This window comes from Microbulbifer sp. THAF38, from assembly GCF_009363535.1.
Lineage (GTDB): Bacteria > Pseudomonadota > Gammaproteobacteria > Pseudomonadales > Cellvibrionaceae > Microbulbifer.
The window spans coordinates 1,972,162-1,995,129 of the sequence record NZ_CP045369.1; the positions used below are offsets into that span (position 1 = coordinate 1,972,162).

18 protein-coding genes are annotated in these 22,968 nt (G+C 52.3%); 15 read left to right on the top strand and 3 right to left on the bottom strand.

All coding sequences use genetic code 11. From position 1 onward, the window contains the following. Positions 1 to 103: 103 nt before the first annotated feature. The 3 genes from topA (at position 104) to FIU95_RS08450 (ending at position 3,635) form a co-directional block, all read left to right on the top strand. Complete coding sequence (topA, locus tag FIU95_RS08440) at positions 104 to 2,788, top strand: type I DNA topoisomerase (RefSeq protein WP_152453252.1); 2,685 nt, start codon at positions 104 to 106, stop codon at positions 2,786 to 2,788. After that, a complete protein-coding gene (locus FIU95_RS08445; RefSeq protein ID WP_152453254.1) occupies positions 2,789 to 3,277 on the top strand; it encodes a DUF6586 family protein in 489 nt (162 codons plus the stop codon). A gap of 103 nt (positions 3,278 to 3,380) precedes the next feature. Next, positions 3,381 to 3,635 carry a hypothetical protein gene (locus FIU95_RS08450; RefSeq protein WP_152453256.1) on the top strand — a complete coding sequence of 85 codons (255 nt, stop codon included), beginning with the start codon at positions 3,381 to 3,383 and terminating at the stop codon, positions 3,633 to 3,635. A gap of 92 nt (positions 3,636 to 3,727) precedes the next feature. Here the strand turns inward: FIU95_RS08450 and lexA are convergent, their stop codons facing one another. Beyond that, on the bottom strand, positions 3,728 to 4,333 hold the full coding sequence (lexA, locus tag FIU95_RS08455; RefSeq protein WP_152453258.1) for a transcriptional repressor LexA: 606 nt from the start codon (positions 4,331 to 4,333) through the stop codon (positions 3,728 to 3,730). Positions 4,334 to 4,510: 177 nt separating this feature from the next. On the opposite strand from lexA, the gene FIU95_RS08460 reads away from it, so the two are divergent. From FIU95_RS08460 to FIU95_RS08485, 6 genes are all read left to right on the top strand, one after another. Beyond that, complete coding sequence (locus tag FIU95_RS08460; protein WP_152453260.1) at positions 4,511 to 5,158, top strand: TIGR00730 family Rossman fold protein; 648 nt, start codon at positions 4,511 to 4,513, stop codon at positions 5,156 to 5,158. Positions 5,159 to 5,444: 286 nt separating this feature from the next. Continuing rightward, positions 5,445 to 7,007, top strand: a complete 1,563-nt coding sequence (locus FIU95_RS08465; protein WP_253868981.1) for a class I adenylate-forming enzyme family protein — start codon at positions 5,445 to 5,447, stop codon at positions 7,005 to 7,007. A gap of 473 nt (positions 7,008 to 7,480) precedes the next feature. Beyond that, complete coding sequence (locus tag FIU95_RS08470; RefSeq protein ID WP_152453264.1) at positions 7,481 to 8,113, top strand: TetR/AcrR family transcriptional regulator; 633 nt, start codon at positions 7,481 to 7,483, stop codon at positions 8,111 to 8,113. A gap of 34 nt (positions 8,114 to 8,147) precedes the next feature. Continuing rightward, positions 8,148 to 9,164: a beta-N-acetylhexosaminidase gene (gene nagZ, locus FIU95_RS08475; RefSeq protein ID WP_152453266.1), complete on the top strand. Its 1,017-nt coding sequence runs from the start codon at positions 8,148 to 8,150 to the stop codon at positions 9,162 to 9,164. A gap of 60 nt (positions 9,165 to 9,224) precedes the next feature. After that, positions 9,225 to 10,349: a mechanosensitive ion channel family protein gene (locus tag FIU95_RS08480; RefSeq protein ID WP_172975356.1), complete on the top strand. Its 1,125-nt coding sequence runs from the start codon at positions 9,225 to 9,227 to the stop codon at positions 10,347 to 10,349. Positions 10,350 to 10,648: 299 nt separating this feature from the next. Further along, positions 10,649 to 10,864, top strand: coding sequence for a cold-shock protein (locus tag FIU95_RS08485; RefSeq protein ID WP_020413094.1), 216 nt, complete (start codon positions 10,649 to 10,651; stop codon positions 10,862 to 10,864). 741 nt (positions 10,865 to 11,605) lie between these two features. On the opposite strand, the gene FIU95_RS08490 is transcribed toward FIU95_RS08485, so the two are convergent. Both FIU95_RS08490 and mfd read right to left on the bottom strand, forming a co-directional pair. Further along, positions 11,606 to 12,586, bottom strand: coding sequence for a CsiV family protein (locus FIU95_RS08490; RefSeq protein WP_172975357.1), 981 nt, complete (start codon positions 12,584 to 12,586; stop codon positions 11,606 to 11,608). A gap of 132 nt (positions 12,587 to 12,718) precedes the next feature. Next, the gene (mfd, locus tag FIU95_RS08495; protein WP_152453270.1) at positions 12,719 to 16,198 is read right to left on the bottom strand and encodes a transcription-repair coupling factor; all 3,480 of its coding nucleotides are present in this window, start codon (positions 16,196 to 16,198) and stop codon (positions 12,719 to 12,721) included. A gap of 307 nt (positions 16,199 to 16,505) precedes the next feature. Here mfd and FIU95_RS08500 point away from each other — a divergent pair, with 307 nt between their 5' ends. From FIU95_RS08500 to nqrE, 6 genes are all read left to right on the top strand, one after another. Further along, positions 16,506 to 17,966, top strand: a complete 1,461-nt coding sequence (locus FIU95_RS08500; RefSeq protein ID WP_152456227.1) for a glyceraldehyde-3-phosphate dehydrogenase — start codon at positions 16,506 to 16,508, stop codon at positions 17,964 to 17,966. Between the two features lie 394 nt (positions 17,967 to 18,360). After that, positions 18,361 to 19,701: a Na(+)-translocating NADH-quinone reductase subunit A gene (locus tag FIU95_RS08505; RefSeq protein WP_152453272.1), complete on the top strand. Its 1,341-nt coding sequence runs from the start codon at positions 18,361 to 18,363 to the stop codon at positions 19,699 to 19,701. A 2-nt stretch (positions 19,702 to 19,703) separates the two neighbouring features. Beyond that, positions 19,704 to 20,915: an NADH:ubiquinone reductase (Na(+)-transporting) subunit B gene (locus FIU95_RS08510; protein ID WP_152453274.1), complete on the top strand. Its 1,212-nt coding sequence runs from the start codon at positions 19,704 to 19,706 to the stop codon at positions 20,913 to 20,915. Then, positions 20,908 to 21,690, top strand: a complete 783-nt coding sequence (locus tag FIU95_RS08515; protein ID WP_152453276.1) for a Na(+)-translocating NADH-quinone reductase subunit C — start codon at positions 20,908 to 20,910, stop codon at positions 21,688 to 21,690. The genes FIU95_RS08510 and FIU95_RS08515 overlap by 8 nt, the downstream gene beginning before the upstream one ends. Positions 21,691 to 21,692: 2 nt before the next feature. Then, positions 21,693 to 22,349, top strand: a complete 657-nt coding sequence (locus tag FIU95_RS08520) for an NADH:ubiquinone reductase (Na(+)-transporting) subunit D (protein WP_152453278.1) — start codon at positions 21,693 to 21,695, stop codon at positions 22,347 to 22,349. Positions 22,350 to 22,352: 3 nt separating this feature from the next. Further along, a complete protein-coding gene (nqrE, locus tag FIU95_RS08525) occupies positions 22,353 to 22,961 on the top strand; it encodes an NADH:ubiquinone reductase (Na(+)-transporting) subunit E (RefSeq protein WP_020413086.1) in 609 nt (202 codons plus the stop codon). The last annotated feature ends 7 nt before the right edge of the window (positions 22,962 to 22,968 follow it).

The following is a 22,968-nucleotide window of genomic DNA, read 5'->3' on the forward strand; positions in this document are numbered from 1 at the left end:
CCCCGCCCCTAGTGGAGCTTATATATTCGCGCAGCGCGGGCCCGAACTACGGGTCTGAAATGCTTCGGATAGCAGTAAATTTTTCATTTGAAATCAAAGGCTTATGGGTAAATCACTGGTCATCGTCGAATCGCCGGCCAAAGCGAAAACTATCAATAAATATCTCGGCAAGGACTTTGTGGTTAAGTCCAGCGTCGGTCATATTCGCGATTTGCCAACTGGTGGCGGCAACAAACAGCCCGTTGATGCAAAAGAGCGGGCAAGACGTGCGGCTGAGACCCGTAAACTTTCCCCTGAGGCGAAAGAGGTCTACAAGCGTAAGAAAAATCGTGAGCAACTGATCAAGCGCATGGGTATCGACCCAGATAATGGCTGGCAGGCTCACTATGAAATCCTACCGGGTAAAGAGAAGGTGGTCAGCGAGTTGCAGAAACTTGCCGAGAATGCCGACCACATTTACCTGGCAACGGACTTGGACCGCGAGGGAGAGGCCATCGCCTGGCACTTGCGCGAAGCCATTGGTGGCAATGATGATCGTTATCGCCGGGTAGTTTTCAATGAGATTACCAAATCGGCAATTCAGGAGGCTTTCAAAGACCCCGGCCGCCTGAATATCAATCGGGTTCATGCTCAGCAGGCCCGTCGTTTTCTCGATCGCATCGTGGGCTATATGGTGTCCCCGCTGTTGTGGGAAAAGGTTGCCCGCGGCCTTTCCGCCGGTCGGGTGCAATCGGTAGCCGTGCGATTGGTGGTTGAGCGCGAGCGTGAAATTCGCGCCTTTATCCCGGAAGAGTACTGGACGCTCTTCGCCGATACCGCCACAAACAAAGCGAACAAGCTCCGCCTTGAAGTTAAAAAGCAGGCTGGAGAAGCTTTCCGCCCTACCAATGAAGTCGATGCGAAAAGCGCGGTTAAATTGTTGCAGGGCAGTGATTTTGTTGTCAGTGCTCGTGATGACAAACCTACGAGTTCCAAGCCAGGGGCCCCTTTTATTACTTCGACGCTACAGCAGGCGGCAAGCAATCGCCTTGGCTTTAGTGTTAAGAAAACTATGACCCTAGCGCAGCGCCTCTACGAAGCTGGTCATATCACATACATGCGTACCGATTCGACTAATTTGAGTAAAGAGGCGGTTGAGTCGGCCCGGCAATATATCGGTGAGAATTTCGGCGATAAGTATTTGCCGGAAAATCCCAATAGCTATAGCAGCAAAGAGGGGGCACAAGAAGCGCACGAGGCAATACGCCCCTCCGATGTCCGTGTCGCCCCTAATATGCTTTCCGGTATGGAGCGCGATGCAGAGCGGCTCTACAACCTGATTTGGCAACAGTTTGTTGCCTGTCAAATGACCCCGGCGAAATACACTTCAACCTCTATTGTGGTGAGCGCTGGTGAATTTGAGTTGCGTGCTCGCGGTCGGGTGATTCGCTTTGATGGCTTTCTCAAGGTCGCGCCTCCGGCAGGTAAAAAAGATGAGGATCTAGTGCTGCCTGATGTGAAGGTGGGTGAAAAGCTCTCACTAGAGCAGCTAGACCCGAAACAGCACTTTACGAAACCACCAGCTCGCTTCAGTGAAGCAGCCCTGGTAAAAGAGCTGGAGAAGCGCGGTATTGGCCGACCCTCAACCTATGCCTCGATCATTTCCACTATTCAGGATCGTGGCTATGTGCGGCTAGAGAACCGCCGTTTTTATGCGGAAAAAATGGGTGATATTGTCACCGACCGTCTCAGTGAAAGTTTTAAAAACCTGATGGACTACGGTTTTACCGCAAACCTGGAGGAATCCCTGGATGCGGTCGCCGACGGCGATAAAGGTTGGAAGCAGCTGCTTGATGAGTTTTATCAGGACTTCTCTTCGCGACTGGAAAAGGCTCAGTCCAGCGATGCGGGAATGCGTCGCAACACGCCGACGGATACCGATATTGAATGCAGTAAGTGCGGTCGCCATATGCAGATTCGTACGGGTTCTACCGGTGTTTTCCTGGGTTGCTCCGGTTATGCGCTGCCTCCCAAGGAGCGTTGCACCAATACAATGAATCTGGTTTCCGGTGATGAGGCGATAGACGCAGATAAGGATGAGGATGCAGAAACCCGTCAGCTGCGGGAGAAGCGCCGTTGTCCCAAGTGCGGCACGGCGATGGATAGCTATCTGCTCGATGAGCATCGCAAACTGCATATCTGTGGTAACAATCCGGACTGTAATGGATACGAGGTGGAGCAGGGCACGTTCAAAATCAAGGGTTATGACGGCCCGATTATTGAGTGTGATAAATGCGGAAGCGATATGCAGCTGAAGTCTGGCCGCTTTGGTAAATATTTTGGCTGCACTAATGAAGCTTGCAAGAACACCCGTAAGCTGTTGAAGAATGGCCAGCCGGCACCACCGAAGATGGATCCGGTGCCCATGCCTGAGTTGGCATGCCAGAAGGTTGAAGACCATTACATTCTTCGTGATGGCGCCTCCGGGTTATTCCTGGCTGCCAGTCAGTTCCCGAAAAACCGTGAAACCCGCGCACCGCTGGTCAAAGAGTTGCTACCTCACCAAAGTGAGATCGATCCCAAGTACAGTTTCTTGTTCTCTGCACCTGCACAGGATGATCAGGGGCGGGATACCGTGGTTCGCTTTAGTCGCAAGACCCAAGAGCAATATGTCCAGTCCGAGGAGGATGGAAAGGCGACGGGTTGGAAGGCTTTCTATCGAGATGGCGCCTGGAAGGTTGAGGCGGCAAGTAAGTCTACTGCAGCTAAGAAAAAGCCTGCAGCGAAGAAAGTGGCGGCAAAAAAGTAAATGAGCAATCCCTACACTGGCCTGGTTACATCCGCGCTACGCAAGAGCCAACTGCTTGCTACAAGTAGTTTTGACTCTGCTATTCAGCGAATGGCTCTTGAAGAAGGTGCCCTGTTGCAATTGTGGAAAGCTTACCGGGCCTTCCTGGCTGAGCTTTCCCATCAATTGCAACTGGGGTTTGAGCCTGAGTCCCTGCAGGTTATTGTGGATAGCCTGCACAGCCAGGGGAAAGCCAGTGTTGAAGTAAGGGAATTGCAGTTGTTGGTCTCAGAGCCGGGGAGTTGGCTGAGCGAGTTTTTACGTGCATGGCATCAACTCTTGCGGCTGCCTCCGCTTGCGGAAGATAAGGGGCAGGGCGGCAATCTGATACCAGCGCACAATGTCGCGGGCCCTGTGGTTGTTGATCTTTCCTTCGAAGTGCTGCTCAAATGGCACGCTGCATTAAGTGAGTTGGTAGGCAGGCAGCGTGCCAATCTTGAGGAGTGCTGAGGGCTCCTCGCTCCCTTTCTGTCTATCTGTTTGCACCCACTGAAACTTCTAAATTGCCTGTGGTACACTGGGCGCAAACTGATGTGCAGTGAAGGGAAAGCTAATGTCCTCCGAAACTTTTGAGATTATCGAGTTGGCCAATGGCGATGTGGCTCTACGCCGCGCCGGTCACGAGGAGGACCCTCTGGTGAGTATTCGTTTCTCAGCCGAGAGTCTCCAATTTTTACGAAAGCACAAAGTAGCAGTGGCTCGGGCAATGCTGGAAGCGGGTATAGAAGCTGTGCAGAACCTTGATGACCTGGAGCCTGGTTACTTCGAAGAGGAAGAATCAATGCCGGTTAACCATACGATTCATTGATCTAATCTATGGTAAGGTGAGCAGGTAAAAGTGTTTCAACAGCGGCTTAAAGCCGCTGTTGTTGTATATGGACATTGGTAAACTGTTTACTCTTAAGGGGTTTGGCGAATCACGCCCACCGCGAGCCCTTCAATCACAAAGTTCTTATCCCGCATATCCACCTGGATAGTCTCAAAGTCTTCGTTTTCGGGTAGTAGTTGCACAGTTGCCTGATTGCCTTTGCGGCGGAAGCGTTTAACAGTTACTTCATCATCAATCCGGGCAACCACAATCTGTCCATTTCTGACTTGCTCGGTTTTCTGTACGGCCAGCAGGTCCCCATCGAGAATACCTGCGTTGCGCATACTCATGCCGTGCACCCTGAGTAAATAATCTGCCGGCGGGTGAAAGAAGCTGGCGGGCAGGTCGCAATAATCCTCAATATGCTCTGTGGCCAGGATAGGGTGGCCTGCAGCGACACGTCCTACGATGGGAAGACCGGATTGGTGATCTGGAATTCGAATGCCCCTGGAGGCGCCGGCGACCATCTCAATGGCTCCTTTTCTCGCCAATGCTTTGAGGTGTTCCTCTGCGGCATTGGGTGAGCGAAAGCCCAGTTCCTGGGCAATTTCTGCGCGGGTGGGGGGGTAGCCTGTGTCATCCAGGTAGGTTTTGATCAGCTCTAATACTTGAGTCTGACGTGCGGTGAGATTGGTCATAGATTTACCTAGAGTTTCTGTATTTTTATACAGTTGCTGGGATTATATACAGATTTTAGGTTTGCGCAAACCCGCCCCTTGCCTCGATTCAAGCTGCTACATTGATTAAGAAAACAATGAGTGAAAAAAAGAGTAGTTGAAAGAGCTGACAGCACGAGAGAACAAGGGAGAACAATAATGCTTGATGCAAAGATGCCCGAGGCTTGGAGGGTTCTACGTATACAGTCGGAATTAGTTGATGGGATTGAGCGTCTAATTGCACTAAAAGGGGCTGTAACGGTTTTTGGTGGCGCGCGTTTCACAGAGGATAGTTTGGAATACCAGCAGGGGGTAAAGCTTGGGGGGCTTTTGGCTGCCGAGGGGATACCGGTAATCACCGGTGGTGGCCCAGGTCTTATGGAGGCGTGTAATCGAGGGGCTTTTGGGCAGTCTGGCCCCTCAATTGGATTAAATATTGAACTCCCTTTTGAGCAGGCAGCCAATCCGTATCAGGATATTAGCTTGAACTTTCGTTATTTCTTTGTGCGGAAATTTATGTTTGTTAAGCATGCCGCCGGTTTTGTTGGCCTAGCTGGAGGCTACGGCACTCTGGATGAATTGTTTGAGGCTTTAACGCTTGTGCAAACACAAAAAGTAAGGCGATTTCCTATAGTGCTGGTTGGGGAGCGCTATTGGGGTGGGTTGTACAATTGGTTAGTGGATACAGTGCTGGAAAAGGGTTGTATTGATTCAGGCGATCTCGATTTATTCCATATCGTGGATACCGTCGAGGAGGCTGTACACTTGATTTTGAAGTATTTGCGCGGCAGAGAAAGTCAAAAATAATTTAAAAAATTGTAAGTTTCTGTTGGGGTTGAAGAGGTTTGGCTATTGCTCTGGTAATTTTTCAGAGCTAGTCAAACACCCTGGGGGTTCTCTATTTTGGGGCTTTGATTATTCCGAGCTATTGCCCATCGTATACTCCCCTTTGATCACCAGGTGCCAGTTTCAGCGGTTTGTAATGCGTGTCAGACTGATTAATGAGCCTGCTATTATTCTTATATTTGATCGCTTGTGATTAGGGGTATTTTTACTTATTAGCTAGCCTGCATTCTAAATAGGACGCCAAACTGTGCCTTTTTATGGAGACCCCCTACTAAAGCCCGCGGACTTGAAGAATCTCTTAGAGGTCTCTCTAGATAGTAAGCCAGATGAGATAGCACTACTTTGCAGCAGTCGAGCGTGGACCTGGCGAGAATTGCAAAGAGATATTGATACTTTGGCTGAGAGGCTGGCAGCGAAGGGTTTTCGTCAAGGTGAACGGTTTGCATCTTTGATGCCGAACCAAGGCGAAATGCTTATTTTTCTTCTCTCATGCATCAAGCTAGGGCTAGTTGCAGTTCCATTAAACTATCGCTACACCTCAGCCGAAATTGATCGTGCACTTGAAGTGAGTGGCGCAGTAGCCTTGTGCGTAGATGAGGAGCTTAGAGAGGATATTCGATCTAATAAATCTGTTAGCGGATTGAGTAAAGGTATTCTTATTTTTGAGAGTGCTCTTGAAAATACCTGGAATTTTGAAAGTTTGGTTGATTCTGGATTGCCAGCGGTTGGGCCTCCCTCATCAGATTTAGAGGATTGTGCATTCCTTTTCTTTACATCCGGCAGTACCGGAGAGCCGAAGGGTGTTATACACAGTCAGTTTTCTTTCGGGTCTATAGTGGCAAGTTTTGCTATTGCTCTAAACCTTTCACGCAATGACGTTGTTTTACCAGGAGCTTCAATTGCACATGTGGGGTCACTTTCAACAGCCATGGCTGCATTTTCTGTAGGTGCAATGGTAGTCATTCCTCAAAGTTTTGAGGGACCAGAAATTCTTTCCTTATTGCGATCTTGCCGGCCAACTGTGCTGGTAATGATTCCCGCAGCTTTTATCTCGATGGAGCGCAATCATGATGCAAAGCGTGAAGACTTCGCGTCACTTCGATTGTGTGTCACTGGTGGTGATAAATTTCCGCTCAATCTTGCAGTTGAATTTGTCCGCAAGACTGGTCTGATGATCCAGGAGACTTACGGGCTCACAGAGGCTCCAGATTGCCTTTTCAATCCTTCCAGTTCAATAGAGAAGGCTGGGTCCGTTGGTAAGGTTTCTCCAGGTTATATTGCTTGCTTACGTGATGGCGAGGGGAGGGAGGTTGCCCCTGATACAGATGGTAACCTCTGGCTCAGTGGAGCGCCGGTGATGGCTGGTTATTGGGCTAATTCTGGAGTAACTCGAACGGTGCTTGAGAATGACTGGTTTGATACCGGTGATATTATGCGTGTCGATTCTCATGGTTATTTTTGGTTTCGTGGTCGAAAAAAGCAGATTATCGTCCGAGATGGCTCAAACCTCTCACCCCAGGAAATTGAAGAAGCTGTTATGGCGCATCCAGCGGTTGATCTCGCTGGAGTAGTTGGCGTTCACAATGATGTTCATGGAGAGGATGTGTGGGCTTTTATTACGCTGAAGAGCGGTGTCACTGCGCCAAGTGTTGAGGATGTGATTGATTGTGCGAGAGAGCGTGTCGGTTACAAGGCCCCTGAAGTGATAATAATCCTGGATAGCATGCCTCTCAACCCCACTGGCAAAATTGATAGGGCGGCACTAAAAAAGCTTGCAGAAGAACAATTATCGATTATTCAAAAAAAGTGAATGCCGCGAAGTGGTTTGTCGCTACAGATTAAGTTTCTTCAATTTATGATCGCAGCCCATGATATTTCAGCTTTGTCTCAAAGGTTGAATTTTTGATTGGCTGCTGCAATTCAGATGGACTCGGGTCGCAAAGATGGATTGTCCCAGCCGTTTCTTTTGTTCATGTGTTCATGAATTCCTGTTTCTGAGTTGAATTAACCTTTCTTGTCCCCTCTATCTTTCGGGTAGCTTCCCAAAGCGCTTAACTTTGAGTTGCAGTATCCAGGAGGGGGGTATTAGCAGTTGTACTGCATCAGTACGAATCTCCTCTTGAGTGATACAGCAACACGTCTGTTTCAGCTGTGAGAAGTTTTCTCCCTGTAGGTGCTGATAAGCGATCAGAACCTCTAAAGGTGTTTTGTACAGTTCGACTGGCAGAGGAATATGCTAATCTGGCCAGAGTTAAACAACTGTTTTAAATGATGGTTTGATATATGAGCCAGACGGACACCGTTAGCCGGATACTGGACGCAGCTGAAGTGCTATTTGCCGAGCGCGGTTTTACGGAAACTTCTCTCAGAACGATTACGAGCACAGCAGGTGTTAACCTGGCGGCAGTCAATTACCACTTTGGCTCAAAAAAAGAGCTGATCCAGGCGGTCTTTGAGCGCTTTTTGACCCCATTTACCGAGGCTTTAGAGTCAGAACTCGATTGGCGTATTGCTTCTGGCCAGCCGCTTAGGGTAGAGGGGCTATTAGAAAGCCTTTATAAGGTGGGGTTGGGCGGCTTGAGTGAGCGAGGGCTCGATCCGCAGCGCTTTATGCGACTGCTGGGATTGGCCTACACACAGTTTCAGGGGCACTTACGTCGCTTTATAGTGTCTCGTTACGGTGAAAGTTACCGGCGCTTTGCCGGCCTGCTGGCTGAGGCCTTACCAGGGGTTGACCCCGTTACGTTCTACTGGCGCCTGTATTTCATGCTGGGAGCCACTATCTTCACCTTGTCGAGCTACGATGCCATAGAGGCTATTCTGAGAGAGGATTTTGGTGCTCAGAGCAGTTTGCCGGAAACCCTGGAGCGTCTTGTGCCGGCCGCTTCTGCGATGCTGAAGGTGGAGGCCAGTTAAGCCATAGAGCTGTCGAATATAAGAGGAATTGAGTATGTCCGCATCACTTGGACCAGTGATGATTGATATTGAGGGGCTGGAGCTTACCAATGAGGATTGTGAGCTCTTACGTCACCCGCTTGTGGGTGGCTTGATTTTCTTTGCACGCAATTACCGGGACCGCAATCAGCTGCAGGCGTTGATTGCCGATATTCGATCTATACGTCCGGAGATTCTCCTGGCTGTTGACCAGGAGGGGGGGCGGGTCCAGCGATTTCGTGAGGGTTTTACTCGCCTGCCTTCCATGCAGAAATTATCTGCAGAGGCATCTGCAACACAGTTGCAGGATGTGGGCTGGTTGCTCGCTGCGGAGTTACTGGCGGCAGGGGTGGACTTCAGTTTTGCCCCCGTTTTGGATGCGGATGATAGCCATAGCCGGGTGATTGGGGACCGCAGTTTTTGTCCAGACCCCGGCCGCTTGGCGGCTATTGCGAGGCCATTTATTCAAGGAATGCATGAGGCCGGTATGGCCTCAACTGGCAAGCATTTTCCCGGACATGGCCATGTATTGGAAGACAGTCATGTGGAGCTTCCACAGGATGAGCGGACTCTGGAGCGGGTTATGGATTCCGATGCCTTGCCCTTCATTGAGCTTATTGGTATTGGTGAGCTGGATGCCGTGATGCCTGCCCATATTCGCTTCGTCAACATTGATAGTCAGCCTGTGGGTTTTTCCCGATACTGGTTGAGGGATATTTTGCGGGGGCGACTTGGGTTTAATGGAGTCATCTTTAGTGACGATCTGTCGATGGAGGGGGCGGGTGTAGCCGGAGGTTATGGAGAGAGGGTCCGAGCTGCACTGGAGGCGGGTTGTGATATGGGGGTGGTCTGTAACAATCGTGCCGGGGCTTTGGAGTCCCTCGCTGGACTACAGAATTTTAAGCCCGCAGCGGAGTCCAGTGAGCGCCTGAAAGCGATGCGCGGCAAGCCCTCAATCACCTCCTGGGCGGAACTTGAAAATAGTGAGCGCTGGCGTAGAACGCGCAGTTGGTTAGCTTCAATAATGCAGTAATTGAGATGTGCTGGCTTTTAACCCGACTGAAGCCTATTTGGGTGGAGTGGAGTCAGCTTTATGAGTGGAGGGGGAATCGTGGAGTCCGTAGAGAGTGTGCTGTTGTCCTGGCTGGGTGATAACCGGGTCTGGATAGTCTCTGTTTTTTTGATTGTATTGACTTCCGCGTTGGCGGCATGGATTTTTGGACGCTTTGTGCAAAAGCTGGCTGCCAGGGCTGAGAAGACCGTCAATCCTTGGGATGATGCGCTGGTAGGGGCTCTTTCCCCACCTGGGCAGGTATTAATCTGGCTACTGGGCCTGACGGTTGCTGCCCAGCGTGCGGGCCTAGCAACGGGGTCGGAGATTTTTTCCCTGGCGGAGCCCGCCCGCGAGATAGGTCTTATCCTGGTGCTCTCCTGGTTCGCTTGGCGCTTCTCCCACAGTGCGGAACGCAACCTGTGTAACCCCCGCTACATTGGCAAACCGATGGATGCCACCACGGTTAGGGCCATTGGCAAGCTGGTGAGGGCTTCGATCGCCATCACCGCAGGCATTGTGATTATGCAGTTCCTGGGCTATAGCGTCAGCGGTGTTTTGGCTTTCGGTGGCATTGGCGGGCTGGCAGTTGGCTTTGCCGCTAAGGATTTGCTGGCGAACTTCTTTGGTGGTCTGATGATATATCTTGACCGGCCCTTTGCGGTCGGCGATTGGATTCGCTCGCCGGACAAAGAGATAGAGGGCACCGTCGAGGACATTGGCTGGCGCTTAACCCGTATTCGCACCTTTGATATGCGACCGGTTTATGTGCCCAACAGCGTATTCACCCAAATATCTGTCGAGAATCCTTCAAGGATGCTCAATCGCAGGATTTTTGAAACTATTGGTATCCGTTACAAAGATGCCCATTTGATGGCGCAGATCGTGGCGGATGTTAAGAAAATGTTACAGCATCACCCGGAAATAGATGCCAACCGGACTCTTATTGTTAATTTTAATAGTTTTGCTGCCTCATCCCTGGATTTCTTTATATACACCTTTACCAGAACTACCGAGTGGGTGAGATACCATGAAATCAAACAGGATGTATTGTTGAATGTCCTCAATATTATTGAGCGCCATGGCGCCTCCTGTGCATTCCCGACCTCAACAGTTCATATTGCCGATATTCCTTCATTAGCGCGTGAAGCCGCGTTAGACAGTTGAGTATTGGGAGTGCGATAAGGTACAAATGTTTAGTTTATATATGGAGCTTAATCGGGATTTTGACGGTTAATTACGCCTAGTGGTAAAAACGTAGTATTTATTTCACATAGAAACCTAGACACTGGCGCTGTTTTATCTAAGAATCAGGTTACGCCCTTTGGGTATCTCTCAAATGGGTGAAGCAAGATAGCATTCTGCATGGAGCAGTTTGTTAACAATGGGGTGGCGTTTGCCCCTCTTGCCGAAATAAGCAGTGAGGTAATAGAGGTAGGCGCAATAACAATAATGAGGTTTTCTCAATGAGTGATCGCGTTACAGGTACAGTGAAGTGGTTCAATAACGCACGGGGTTATGGCTTCATCACCTGTGGAGAAGGAACTGAAGATATTTTCGTTCACTATCGCAGCATTCGCGGAGAGGGTTATAAAACCCTTAACGAGGGGCAAGCGGTTGAGTTCGAAATGCAACAAGGTGACAAAGGACTGCTGGCGGAAGATGTTGTTCCCTGTGAGTGATTTTCGGATCGCTCGTTGAAAGAACTGTTATCGTGTAGAGTTTGCGGTAGCCAGCCGCGAACTCTGCCAGCGCCTCTAAAGCGGGCTGCTTGGCTCGCTTTTCTATCTCCCCCCTTCGCCCGGTTAATCTATTTACTGAGGTGATATGCCTTTCGCGTGTGACCAATTACATCGATTCCGTTTCGCGTTGTGTTTTCTCTAATAATTAGTCCCTTGAAATATTTAGAAAAATTAAATGTTTTCACGGCTTTAATAAATATGAAATCGATTCAATGGTATGTGCGCTTTAATGGCTGGGACTGGATGCAGTGTATTTGTTGGGTGATATTTGAGAGCTTATGGTTTTACTTTTAAATTTTTCACTTACTTATGTGGCAAATAGCTTCGAGTAAATTTCGTTGAGGTGAGTCAGTGTTAAGGTGAGTCAATATTAAGGTGGGCCAATGTTGAGGTGAAGAGGATTTCCTGATTTGCTCCTAACAGTTGTATTTCTATTCGCTATTGAGATCCCTCTGAATCACTCTTATAAAAAAATTTTATTGCCTTAGGGGCAATCAAATTCGTTTGATTGTCTCGTAGGGTTTGGTGGATATTCTTTGGTTGTTACAGGATTAACTTGTTTTTACTTTTGAATGGGTGCGCTATTAGGAATGAAATCCCCCCCCCTTTCAGAAAAATAAAAGAGGGGGGCTTTTTTGTAGAGCTTCGCAGGCTTTTATTTGCTGGTTTTCTACTGGTTTTCTAAAGGGTGTCAGAGTTTATTTCTTCGGTGGGCTCTTCTTTGATACCGGCAACCGTGCGAATTTCAATCAGGATGCCAAATGCCGGATGGTCAATATAGTGAAGCTGGCCACTTCGCATACGGCGCTCATGTTGTAAATGAGCGGCTCGCATAACATGCATTGGCTGTTCGGCAACTGGAAGCGAGGCATCAAGGGTCATTGGTTCTTGTCTCGCAGCTGGACTAAGAGCATCTTGCGGCTCTTGATTTGAGAAAGAATTATTTCCTTCATGGGCAAGGCGTGTGGAGGTCTCTTCAATAGAGGCTGTCGGTGTGACTTTGGGGCGAAGAGGCAGGCGGATACCTTTTGTGGATGCCGGAGCTGAAAAATCGCTGAGCCAGAGGTTTGTGCTTAGGTGTAAATAGCGAGAGACGCTCAGGGTGATCGAGCCCTCCAGCTGATTGTGTCCAGCATAGGCGTCGCCACCGTCAATCAGGATCGCTGGAGACTTGTGCTTTTGTTCCAGCACCTGGTGCCAGGCTTTGTGAAACAAAATACGGTCCCCGCCTCTAACCAGTGCGGCAACCTTGTTGTCCAGCTTGGTGGCTACCGGGGAAAGCATCAAGCGGGAGAGTGGCGTCTCGTCAGTAGTGTTGCCATTGAGTCCCATCGTTTCAAAGCCGATAGGCTCTTCGTCCAGGTCTGTAGTTCTGCGAGGGCCGTGGGTGGACCCGTTAGGTTCTGAAAGTGTGGGGGCCGCCGGGCTTTTAGAAGTTTCCTTTCGATGTGTGCGGGTATTGAAATCCACCCAACGACCTGGGTATGAGAGCTTGGGCTCAGCAGGCCAGTTTTCACTGGTTTGCGCCATGCCTTGGGGGCGCTCGAATACGATCATCTCGATCTCAAAGGTATTGCCGGCATAGTTCGCCGCCTGAGTGGCCGCGGCGGAGAGCGCCAGGGCCAAGGTAGAGCAGAGGTGCGCTATCTTTTTTATGGTCATGGGTTTACCACTTTTTTCCATCTGTCTGTTGTCAGGGCCTGGAGGCATTCTGCAACTGGGTATCTGTGCGGGGGATTGTGGCAGGGGGTTGCCCCCCTGTCGATCGACCCCATCACCGGTTGCAGGGTGCTATCACTGGGCCAGTCGCTCCAACACTTCGTTGATTTCCTGTAGTTTGCGCTCGGGACCCTCTTCATCGAGGCTGAAGTTCAACTGGTTGGCACCTGCAAGTTGATAGCGTCCCGGCTGGGTCTGCACCATTTTCACTAAGGTCAGGGGGTCTACCTGGGTGTTCTCGGCAAACTCAATGCGGCCGCGGACAGCGGAGGCCTCCAGCTTGCGAATCCCCATTTTATCCGCCTTCAGTTTAATTTCTGTGGTGCGGAACAGGTGTTTTACCGGTTCGGGCAGCAGGCCAAAGCGGTCGATCATTTCCACCTGAAGCTCTTTGAGCTGTTGGCGATCGACGGCATTGGCGATGCGTTTATACATCATCAGGCGGCCGTGCACATCCGGCAGGTAATCCTCGGGGATTAGTGCCGGTACACGCAGATTGACATCTACCGCCGGGGATTCCAGGGGTTCGTCGATATTGGGAGTGCGCCCCTCGCGGATGGCCTTCACTGCGCGATCGAGCATCTCCATATACAGGTTAAAGCCCACGCTCTGAATCTGTCCGCTCTGCTCCTCGCCAAGCAGCTCGCCGGCACCGCGGATTTCCAGGTCGTGGGTGGCCAGGGTGAAACCGGCTCCCAGATCCTGGGCTTCGCTGATAGCTTCCAGGCGTTTGATGGCATCGCCAGTCATCGAGCGTTTGTTGGGGGTGAGTAAATAGGCATAGGCCTGGTGGTGGGAGCGCCCCACACGGCCGCGCAGCTGATGTAGCTGGGCCAGGCCAAATTTATCCGCACGCTCGATCAGGATTGTATTGGCCGTAGGGACGTCGATGCCTGTCTCGATAATGGTGGTACAGACCAATACATTGAAGCGCTTGTGGTAAAAGTCACTCATGACCTGTTCCAGCTCGCGCTCGCGCATCTGGCCGTGACCGATACCGATACGGGCCTCGGGAATCATTTCCTGCAGTTCCCGGGCTATACGCTCGATGCTCTTAACCTCGTTGTGCAGGAAGTACACCTGCCCACCACGGAGGATCTCCCGCAGTATGGCTTCCTTCACCAGGGCATCGTCGCGCTCGCGTACAAAAGTCTTTACCGATAAGCGTCGTGCCGGAGGGGTAGCGATGACTGAGAGATCTCGAATACCGGCCATGGCCATATTTAACGTGCGCGGAATCGGTGTGGCTGTCAGGTTGAGGATATCCACCTCCGCGCGCAGGCTCTTGAGGCGCTCCTTCTGACGTACACCGAAACGGTGCTCCTCGTCGATAATCAGCAATCCCAGGTTTTTGAAATCGAGATCACTCTGCAGTAATTTGTGGGTGCCGACCAGGATGTCCACCTTGCCACTCGCTACTTTCTCTTTCACGCTGTCCACTTCCTTGCCGGAACGGAAGCGGGAGATGACTTCGATATTGATGGGCCAGTCGGCAAAGCGATCCTGGAAGGACTGGAAATGCTGCTGTGCCAGCAGGGTGGTGGGAACTAGCATGGCGACCTGCTTGCCGGCGTGGGCGGCGACAAAGGCTGCACGCATGGCGACTTCGGTTTTACCAAAGCCCACATCGCCACACACCAGTCGATCCATGGGTTTTTTCGACAGCATATCGCCGACCACGGCTTCGATAGCTTGCTGCTGATCCGGGGTCTCTTCGAAGGGGAAGCCGGCGGCGAATTCGCGATAAGCCAGCTTGGGATCGGCAAAGGCATGGCCGACACGGGCCTCCCGGCGGGCGTAGATGTCTAAAAGCTCGGCGGCGGCATCACGTACTTTTTCCGCCGCTTTGCGTTTGGCCTTTTGCCACTGCTCACTGCCCATTTTATGCAAGGGGGCCAGGGCTTCGTCAGCCCCGGAGTATCGGCTGATCAGGTGCAGGCTGGCTACGGGCACATAGAGTTTGGCCTCATCGGCATATTCCAGGGTCAGAAACTCTGCCGGCTGCCCATCGATTTCCAGGTGTTGCAGGCCGCGATAGCGCCCCACGCCGTGGTCGATATGTACCACCGGGGTGCCGATTCGCAGTTCCGCCAGGTTTTTGACTGCATTGTCAGCATCATCTTTGGCTTTTTTGCGGCGGCGCTGTTGAAGCACCCGTTCGCCAAACAGCTGTGGTTCTGCGATCAGGTTGATGGCGGGGTCGTTGAGCAGTAACCCCTGATCCAGGGGGGCTACAGTGATGCCGATGGATTTATCGCTTTGAAGGAACTCTTGCCAGCTTTGAAAGGTGGGTGGAGATAAGCGTATGCCTTTGAGTAGCTCAAGTAGTGCCTCGCGGCGTCCACCGCTCTCGGCACAGAAGAGTACCCGCCCGGAATACTCCATCAAATAACTTTCCAGGGCTGCCATGGGCTGCTCGGCTTTTCCGTCCACTGGTAATGTCGGTGGCACCTGGGTGGCAAAGTTGTGATTGCCCTGAGCCTCGGGCAGTGTCTCGTTGGAGAAAATGGCTCTCGGCATCGACTTGAGTGCACCGTTGAACTCGTCGATATCTAGCAGAATTTGGCGGGGTTGCAGGATTGGACGGGTCAGATCGCCGCGGCGGCTTTCATAGCGGTTGCTGACCTCGCGCCAGAAGCTATCTACGGGCGCTTGAATATCCCCCTGAATAAATGCCTGGCTGTTTTCAGGTAGGTAGTCGAACAGGCTCGCGCAGTTATTATCGAAAAATAATGGCAGATAATATTCGATGCCTGCTGGCGCAATGCCTGCACTGATATCCTGGTAGATGGGTACCAGACTGGGGTCAACTTGAAACTGTTCATGCCAGTTTTGCATAAAGCCGGAAAGACCGGCTTTATGCATTGGGAATTCCCTAGCGGGCAGCAGGTGAATGGTTTCCACTTTATCTACAGTGCGCTGGGTTTCCGGATCAAAAGTGCGCAGGGATTCAATCTCATCATCGAACAAATCGATGCGGTAGGGCAGTGAGCTGCCCATGGGGAAAATATCCATGAGTGAGCCGCGCACGGCAAATTCGCCGTGTTCGTAGACGGTATCTACACAGTGATAGCCGGCCTGTTCAAGGAGGCGGCGCTGGATATCGATATCAAACTGTTGCCCCTCATTCAGTATCAGGGCATTGCCGGCCACATAATCGCTGGGAGGCAGGCGATGCATCAAGGTGCTTACAGGCACGATGACGATACCGCTCCCCATTTGCGGCAGGCGGTAGAGAGTGGCCAAGCGGTCCGAAATAATGTCCTGGTGGGGAGAGAAGGTGTCGTAGGGAAGGATCTCCCAATCGGGGAAATGGAAGATCTGAAAATCGCTCTGTGAGGTTCCATCTCTCCGCGCTTTGTTAAAAAATTTCAGTTGCACCTCTAAACGGTGCGCTTCAAGGCTGTCCCGAGTGACCAGCAGAGTAGGGGATTGGCTGTTGCGGGCAGCGTTGAGAATGGCGAGCGCGGCCGCTGCGCCGTGTAGTTGCCCCCAGAATTGCCGGTCGCTATCGCCGTGAAATTTGGGGGGAGTTAGAGGCTGTATATCGGTCATCTTTCCTTAAATATCCGCGCTTTCATTTGCTGTAGTGCCAGGGGCGGCTATTGTAGCCGCGATCGGATTAGGCTGCAGTCTATGATATCCGCGCCGGTGAATTTGGTCTCAAACGGCTAGGCTTTTTGGGAGATTGCGCATCAAGACAGCTCGTGACAACAAAAAGGTAGTTTTACTACATTTTTTTGGTTTTTTTTTGCGCAGTTGCGCAGCCGTGGGTGAATCCTGATAATGCGCAGCCATACGGCCCCCGAGTGGTTTGTGGGCCGAGATTTCCTGCCTATTAAACACATTGCAGAGGTGTCCGATAGTGACTCAGAAGCGACCGAAGCCCGCGGACTTTTTCAAGGACTGGAAACAGCGTGAAGCGCTGGCCGAATCCATGATCCCGATGATTGGAAAGCTCAACCGCGAGCAAAACGTCGGCATTTATATGTACGGCCGCAACCTGGTAAACCGCTCTGTACTGAGCATCATGAAAGCGCATCGCTTCGTGCGTCAGGTTGAGGAAAACGAACTCTCCGAGTTTGAAACCTTCCCTGTATTGGAGGCCATCTGCAAGCTGGAGCTGGGTCCTGTCCACATCGACCTGGGAACCATGACCAACAAGTACATGCGCGATGATCGCGGCTTGTCTGTGGACGAGTTTGTACGTGAAGAGCTGACGGATGCCGCTGGTGCCGGTAAGCCTCTGCCTGAATCCAAAGATGTTGTGATCTACGGTTTTGGTCGTATCGGCCGCCTAGTTGCCCGCCTGCTGATCGACAAGGCCGGCAGTGGTGACGTTCTGCGCCTGCGCGCTATCGTGCTGCGCAAGGGCAAGGCGCCCAACGATCTGGTGAAGCGCGCTTCTCTGCTGCGTCGCGACTCCGTACACGGCGCTTTCCAGGGCACTATCCGTGTGGACGAGGAGACCAACTCCCTGATCTGTAACGGTAACGAAATCAAGATCATCTACGCCAACTCCCCGCAGGAAGTGGATTACACCCAGCACGGTATCAACGATGCGATTATCGTTGACAGTACCGGTGTATGGCGTGATGAAGAAGGTCTGAGCCAGCACCTGCAGAGCCCAGGCGCTTCCAAGGTGCTTCTGACTGCACCGGGCAAGGGCGATATCAAGAATATCGTTTACGGTATCAACAGCAGCGACATCAAGCCGGAAGACAAGGTGCTGTCCGCCGCTTCCTGTACCACTAATGCCATCGTACCTGTCCTGAAGGCGATGATGGACGGCTATGGTGTTGAGCACGGCCACGTAGAAACCGTACACGCCTACACCAACGACCAGAACTTGATCGACAACTACCACAAAGGCGAGCGTCGCGGTCGCGCAGCAGCGCTGAATATGGTTCTGACTGAAACCGGTGCTGCCAAGGCGGTTGCCAAAGCGCTGCCCGAGCTGAAAGGTAAGCTCACCGGCAACGCAATTCGTGTTCCAACCCCCAATGTTTCCATGGCGATCCTGAACCTGAACCTGGGTAAAGAGACCACCAAGGAAGAGCTGAACGAATACATGCGCGATGTGGCGCTGCACTCGCCACTGCGCCAGCAGATCGATTTCACCAACTCCCCGGAAGTGGTGTCCAGCGATTTTGTTGGTTCCCGCGTTGCCTGCGTATTCGATTCCACTGCGACTATCGTGGATGGCAAGAATGCGGTGCTCTATTGCTGGTACGACAACGAGTTCGGCTATAGCTGCCAGGTGGTTCGCTGCCTGGAAGATATGGCTGGCGTTCGTTACGAGTTGTTCCCAAAGAAAGACTAAGGCGTCAGCTAAAAGTCTGCAGGTCGGCCCTTTGGGCTGGCCACAAGGGTGGGGCGGCAGTCACAGCCGCCCGCCCACTTCTCGCCAAATCCCTGTTTTTTCAGTAGAAATTTCCTATCTTAGAGCCACTTTGGATGCTTCCAGGCTGGTAAAGCTTTTGCCCCATCTTTATAATGCGCGCGATTTTGCGGGGCGGCCGTGCGCCGAGAAGTTAGCGCGCACAACCATCAGTTAGCTTCCTTCCGCCCGGTCTACGGGTGAAACGGCATAAGCCCTCGCAGCACAGAATTCCACAGTATGGCTCGCCAGTCCGGGATTGACTGTTTTTCAGTTTGAACCTGGGCGGGTGGGCTTTATTGCAATTTTTATAAACTAGAAACTTAGGCATAGGCGTATGAGAAAGATCCGTCGGGGATTGGACTTACCCATATCCGGCGCGCCCGAGCAGGTCATCCACAAAGGACCTGCGATCAAGACCGTTGCTGTTCTCGGCCCCGATTATCACGGGATGAAACCGACAATGGCAGTGGCTGTAGGGGATCGCGTCAATCTTGGTCAGCTACTGTTCAGTGACAAAAAAACCGAAGGTGTGCGCTACACAGCGCCGGCCGCCGGTCGTGTTGTTGCTATCAATCGTGGTGCCCGCCGTGTTCTGCAATCCGTTGTGATTGGCATAGACGGCGATGCTGCAGAACAGTTCCAGAGCTACAGCGCAGATAAGTTGTCTGGCCTGACACGCGAGCAGGTTGTTGAGAACCTGGTTGAGTCTGGCATGTGGACCGCACTGCGCACCCGCCCGTTCAGCCGCGTCCCCGCTTTGGATGCCAAGCCGGAAGCGGTGTTTATCAACGCGATGGACACCAATCCTCTGGCTGCCAATCCAGAAGTGGTGATTGCCGAGAATCCTAAAGCCTTCTCTCAGGGCGTTGAGATTCTTTCCAAGCTGGCGGAAACCACTTACGTCTGTACCGCCCCTGATGCAGACATCCCCGTACCGAGCGCTGCGAATATTCGCCGCGAAGCTTTTGCCGGCCCCCATCCGGCTGGCCTGTCCGGTACCCATATTCACTACTTGAATCCGGTTTCCGGTTCTCGCAGTGTATTTACCATTAACTACCAGGATGTGATCGCCGTAGGCAAACTGTTTACCACCGGTAAACTGTTCACCGACCGCGTTGTTTCCCTGGCCGGCCCTCAAGTCAAGCAGCCGCGCCTTTTGTGCACTCGTCTCGGCGCCAGCCTGGAAACTTTGACTTCCGGTGAGTTGAAAGGTGATAACGATCGCGTTATTTCCGGCTCCGTATTTGGCGGCCGCACCGCTGAAGGTCCTTTGGGTTACCTGGGTCGCTACCATAATCAGGTATCTGTCCTGGAAGAGGGCGATGAGCGTCCTTTCCTGCACTACCTGCGTGCCGGTAACAAGCGCTACTCTGTTTTCCCGATTTACCTCTCGCGCCTGTTCAAGAACAAGCTGTTCAACTTCACCACCAGCACTAACGGTTCCGAGCGTGCCATGGTGCCGGTCGGCACTTATGAGAAGGTCATGCCGCTGGACGTACTGCCGACCCAGCTACTGCGCTCCCTGATCGTGGGTGATACAGCTATGGCCCAGAAACTGGGTGCTCTGGAGTTGGATGAGGAAGATCTGGCACTGTGTACCTTTGTGTGTCCGGGCAAGTACGAATACGGCCCCATTTTGCGGGACAACCTGACCCGTATTGAGAAGGAGGGGTAAGTATGTTGCGTAAATTCCTCGATTCTATCGAACCGAAATTCCACAAAGGCGGCAAGTTCGAAAAGTTCTATGCCCTCTTTGAGGCCATTGATACTGGCTTGTTCCAGCCGGCTGATAAAACCAAGACCACGGCTCATGTGCGCGATGGTATCGACCTGAAGCGTATTATGATCACCGTGTGGGCTTGTGCGATGATCCCTGCCTTCTACGGTATGTGGAATATCGGTTTCCAGGCCAACACCATCCTCGAAGGTATGACCAACCCGGATCTGTCCGGCTGGCGTCACGCCGTTATTGGTGCTCTGACCTCCTATAACCCGGCGAGCCTGTGGGACAACTTTGTCTACGGTGCCATGTACTTCCTGCCGATTTATGCGGTCACCTTTATTGTGGGTGGTATCTGGGAAGTGCTGTTCGCCGCTGTGCGCGGTCACGAAGTGAACGAAGGTTTCTTCGTAACCTCCATTCTGTTTGCCTTAACCTGTCCGCCGGATCTCCCTCTGTGGATGGTGGCCATGGGCATCAGCTTCGGTGTGGTGATCGGTAAGGAAGTGTTCGGTGGTACCGGCAAAAACTTCCTCAACCCGGCACTGACCGGTCGTGCGTTCGTATTCTTCGCCTACCCGGCGGCCATGTCTGGCGATGCAGTATGGACTGCGGTTGACGGTTATACCGGTGCAACTGCGTTGTCTGTTATGGCCAGCGAAGGCATCCAGAACGGTATCGTGAACGCTGCGGTTGGCCAGGTAACCTGGTTCGACGCTTTCTTCGGCAAGATACATGGTTCCATCGGTGAAACTTCTACCCTGGCTATCCTGATTGCCGGTGTAATCCTGATGGGCATGAAGATCGCCAGCTGGCGCATCGTAGCCGGCACCCTGCTGGGTATGATGGCCACCGCGTTTATGTTCAACATGATCGGTTCCGAAACCAACCCGATGTTCCAGGTACCCTGGTACTGGCACCTGGTAGTGGGCGGTTTTGCTTTCGGCCTGATCTTTATGACCACTGACCCGGTTTCCGCTGCCATGACCAACACTGGTCGCTGGTGGTACGGCATTCTGATCGGGGTGATGGTTGTCCTGATTCGTGTAGTGAACCCGGCCTTCCCGGAAGGCATGATGCTGGCGATCCTATTCGCTAACCTGTTCGCTCCGCTGTTTGACCACTTTGTGGTGCAGTCCAATATCAAACGGAGGTTGGCACGTGGCTAATAAAGATTCCGTAACCGGTACTCTGATTGTCGCGCTGGTAATGTGCCTGGTGTGCTCCGTAGTGGTTTCCACTGCGGCGGTAATGCTGAAGCCTGCCCAGCAGGCGAATGCCGAGCTGGACATGAAGCGCAACGTACTGATGGCTGGTGGCCTGCTGAAGGACTCTCACGCTAACAAAGCGCAAGTCGAGAAAGCCTTCGCCGATGTGAAGATCAAATACGTTGACCTGAACACCGGTAAATTCACCGATGAAGCGCCGGCTGGCGGCAGCGGTCGCGCTGCTTCCAAGATCCCCTCTGCCAGTGAGAGACTGCCGGCAGACGAGGACACCGCTAAGATCATCCGCCGGGAAAATACCAAAGAGGTATACCTGGTGGAGAAAGATGGCAAGCTGGACAAGATCATTCTGCCTGTCCGCGGCTACGGCCTTTGGGGTACCTTGTACGGCTTCCTCGCGCTGGAGAGTAACCTCGACACCGTAGCGGGCCTCGGCTTCTACGAGCACAAGGAAACTCCCGGACTGGGTGGCGAAGTGGACAACCCCAACTGGAAATCCCAGTGGGTTGGTAAGCAAGTCTTCGACAGCCAGGGCAACGTCGATATCAGCGTGATCAAAGGGCAGGTTAATCCGAAAAGCCCGAATGCGATTCACGAAGTAGACGGCCTGTCCGGTGCGACTCTGACCAGTAAGGGCGTTAGCAACCTGGTGAACTTCTGGTTGGGTAACCAGGGTTATGGTCCCTTCCTGAAAAACCTGAAAGCAGGGGAGGCATAAGCATGAAAATTAAAGAGACTCTGCTAGAGCCGATTTTTAACAACAACCCGATCGCGCTGCAGATCCTGGGTATCTGTTCTGCACTGGCTGTAACCAGCTCGCTGCAGGTGACCCTGGTAATGTGTATCGCTCTGACCTCGGTTGTGGCCTGTTCTAACGTTGCGGTATCTCTGATCCGCAAGCAGATCCCGAACAGTATCCGCATCATCGTTCAGATGACCGTGATTGCCTCATTGGTAATCCTGGTGGATCAGCTGATCAAGGCATTGGCTTACGACATCTCCAAGCAGTTGTCCGTATTCGTTGGCCTGATCATTACCAACTGTATCGTAATGGGCCGTGCAGAAGCCTTCGCTATGAAGAACCCGCCGCTGCCCAGTTTCTTCGATGGTCTCGGTAACGGTCTGGGCTACAGCGTTATCCTGATTGGTCTCGCGGTAATCCGTGAACTGTTCGGCGCTGGTAAGCTGTTCGGTGTGGACATCCTGACCACCGTGAGCAACGGCGGCTGGTATATCCCCAACGGTCTGCTGTTGTTGCCGCCCAGTGCATTCTTCCTGATCGGCCTGTTCATCTGGGCAATCCGTGCCTGGAAGCCTGCCCAGGTTGAGCAAGACGAGTTCAAGATTGCGCCTAATTCCCAAGCGCAGGAGGCCTAATCCATGGAACATTATATTTCTTTGATTATCCGCGCCGTTTTCGTTGAAAACATGGCGTTGGCCTTCTTCCTCGGTATGTGTACCTTCCTGGCCGTATCGAAGAAGATCGAAGCTGCGATTGGCCTGGGTGTTGCGGTTATCGTGGTACTGACACTGACAGTACCGGTCAATAACCTGATTTACACCTACCTGCTGAAAGACGGTGCACTGGCCTGGGCCGGTTACCCCGACGTGGACCTGAGCTTCCTCGGCCTGCTGTCCTACATCGGTGTTATCGCGGCACTGGTACAGATCCTGGAGATGTTCCTGGATAAATATGTACCAGCGCTCTACAACGCCCTGGGTGTATTCCTGCCGCTGATCACCGTGAACTGCGCCATTATGGGTGCCTCTCTGTTCATGGTTGAGCGCGAATACGCGTTCGGTGAGAGTGTTGCCTACGGCTTCGGTGCCGGCCTCGGCTGGGCACTGGCGATTACCGCTCTGGCCGGTATTCGTGAAAAGCTGAAGTACAGCGACGTACCGGATGGCTTGAAAGGCCTGGGCATCACCTTCGTAACCGTTGGTCTGATGTCCCTGGGCTTCATGTCCTTCGGCGGCATCGATATCTAAGCGGGGA

Excerpts from the sequence above, each read along its gene's own strand:
- FIU95_RS08445 (WP_152453254.1), top strand. The coding sequence starts at position 2,789 with ATGAGCAATCCCTACACTGGCCTGGTTACATCCGCGCTACGCAAGAGC.
- FIU95_RS08490 (WP_172975357.1), bottom strand. The coding sequence starts at position 12,586 with ATGACCATAAAAAAGATAGCGCACCTCTGCTCTACCTTGGCCCTGGCG.
- topA (WP_152453252.1), top strand. The coding sequence starts at position 104 with ATGGGTAAATCACTGGTCATCGTCGAATCGCCGGCCAAAGCGAAAACT.
- mfd (WP_152453270.1), bottom strand. The coding sequence starts at position 16,198 with ATGACCGATATACAGCCTCTAACTCCCCCCAAATTTCACGGCGATAGC.
- FIU95_RS08460 (WP_152453260.1), top strand. The coding sequence starts at position 4,511 with ATGCTTGATGCAAAGATGCCCGAGGCTTGGAGGGTTCTACGTATACAG.
- FIU95_RS08520 (WP_152453278.1), top strand. The coding sequence starts at position 21,693 with ATGAAAATTAAAGAGACTCTGCTAGAGCCGATTTTTAACAACAACCCG.
- nqrE (WP_020413086.1), top strand. The coding sequence starts at position 22,353 with ATGGAACATTATATTTCTTTGATTATCCGCGCCGTTTTCGTTGAAAAC.
- FIU95_RS08505 (WP_152453272.1), top strand. The coding sequence starts at position 18,361 with ATGAGAAAGATCCGTCGGGGATTGGACTTACCCATATCCGGCGCGCCC.
- FIU95_RS08480 (WP_172975356.1), top strand. The coding sequence starts at position 9,225 with ATGAGTGGAGGGGGAATCGTGGAGTCCGTAGAGAGTGTGCTGTTGTCC.
- FIU95_RS08470 (WP_152453264.1), top strand. The coding sequence starts at position 7,481 with ATGAGCCAGACGGACACCGTTAGCCGGATACTGGACGCAGCTGAAGTG.
- lexA (WP_152453258.1), bottom strand. The coding sequence starts at position 4,333 with ATGACCAATCTCACCGCACGTCAGACTCAAGTATTAGAGCTGATCAAA.
- FIU95_RS08450 (WP_152453256.1), top strand. The coding sequence starts at position 3,381 with ATGTCCTCCGAAACTTTTGAGATTATCGAGTTGGCCAATGGCGATGTG.
- FIU95_RS08510 (WP_152453274.1), top strand. The coding sequence starts at position 19,704 with ATGTTGCGTAAATTCCTCGATTCTATCGAACCGAAATTCCACAAAGGC.
- nagZ (WP_152453266.1), top strand. The coding sequence starts at position 8,148 with ATGTCCGCATCACTTGGACCAGTGATGATTGATATTGAGGGGCTGGAG.
- FIU95_RS08485 (WP_020413094.1), top strand. The coding sequence starts at position 10,649 with ATGAGTGATCGCGTTACAGGTACAGTGAAGTGGTTCAATAACGCACGG.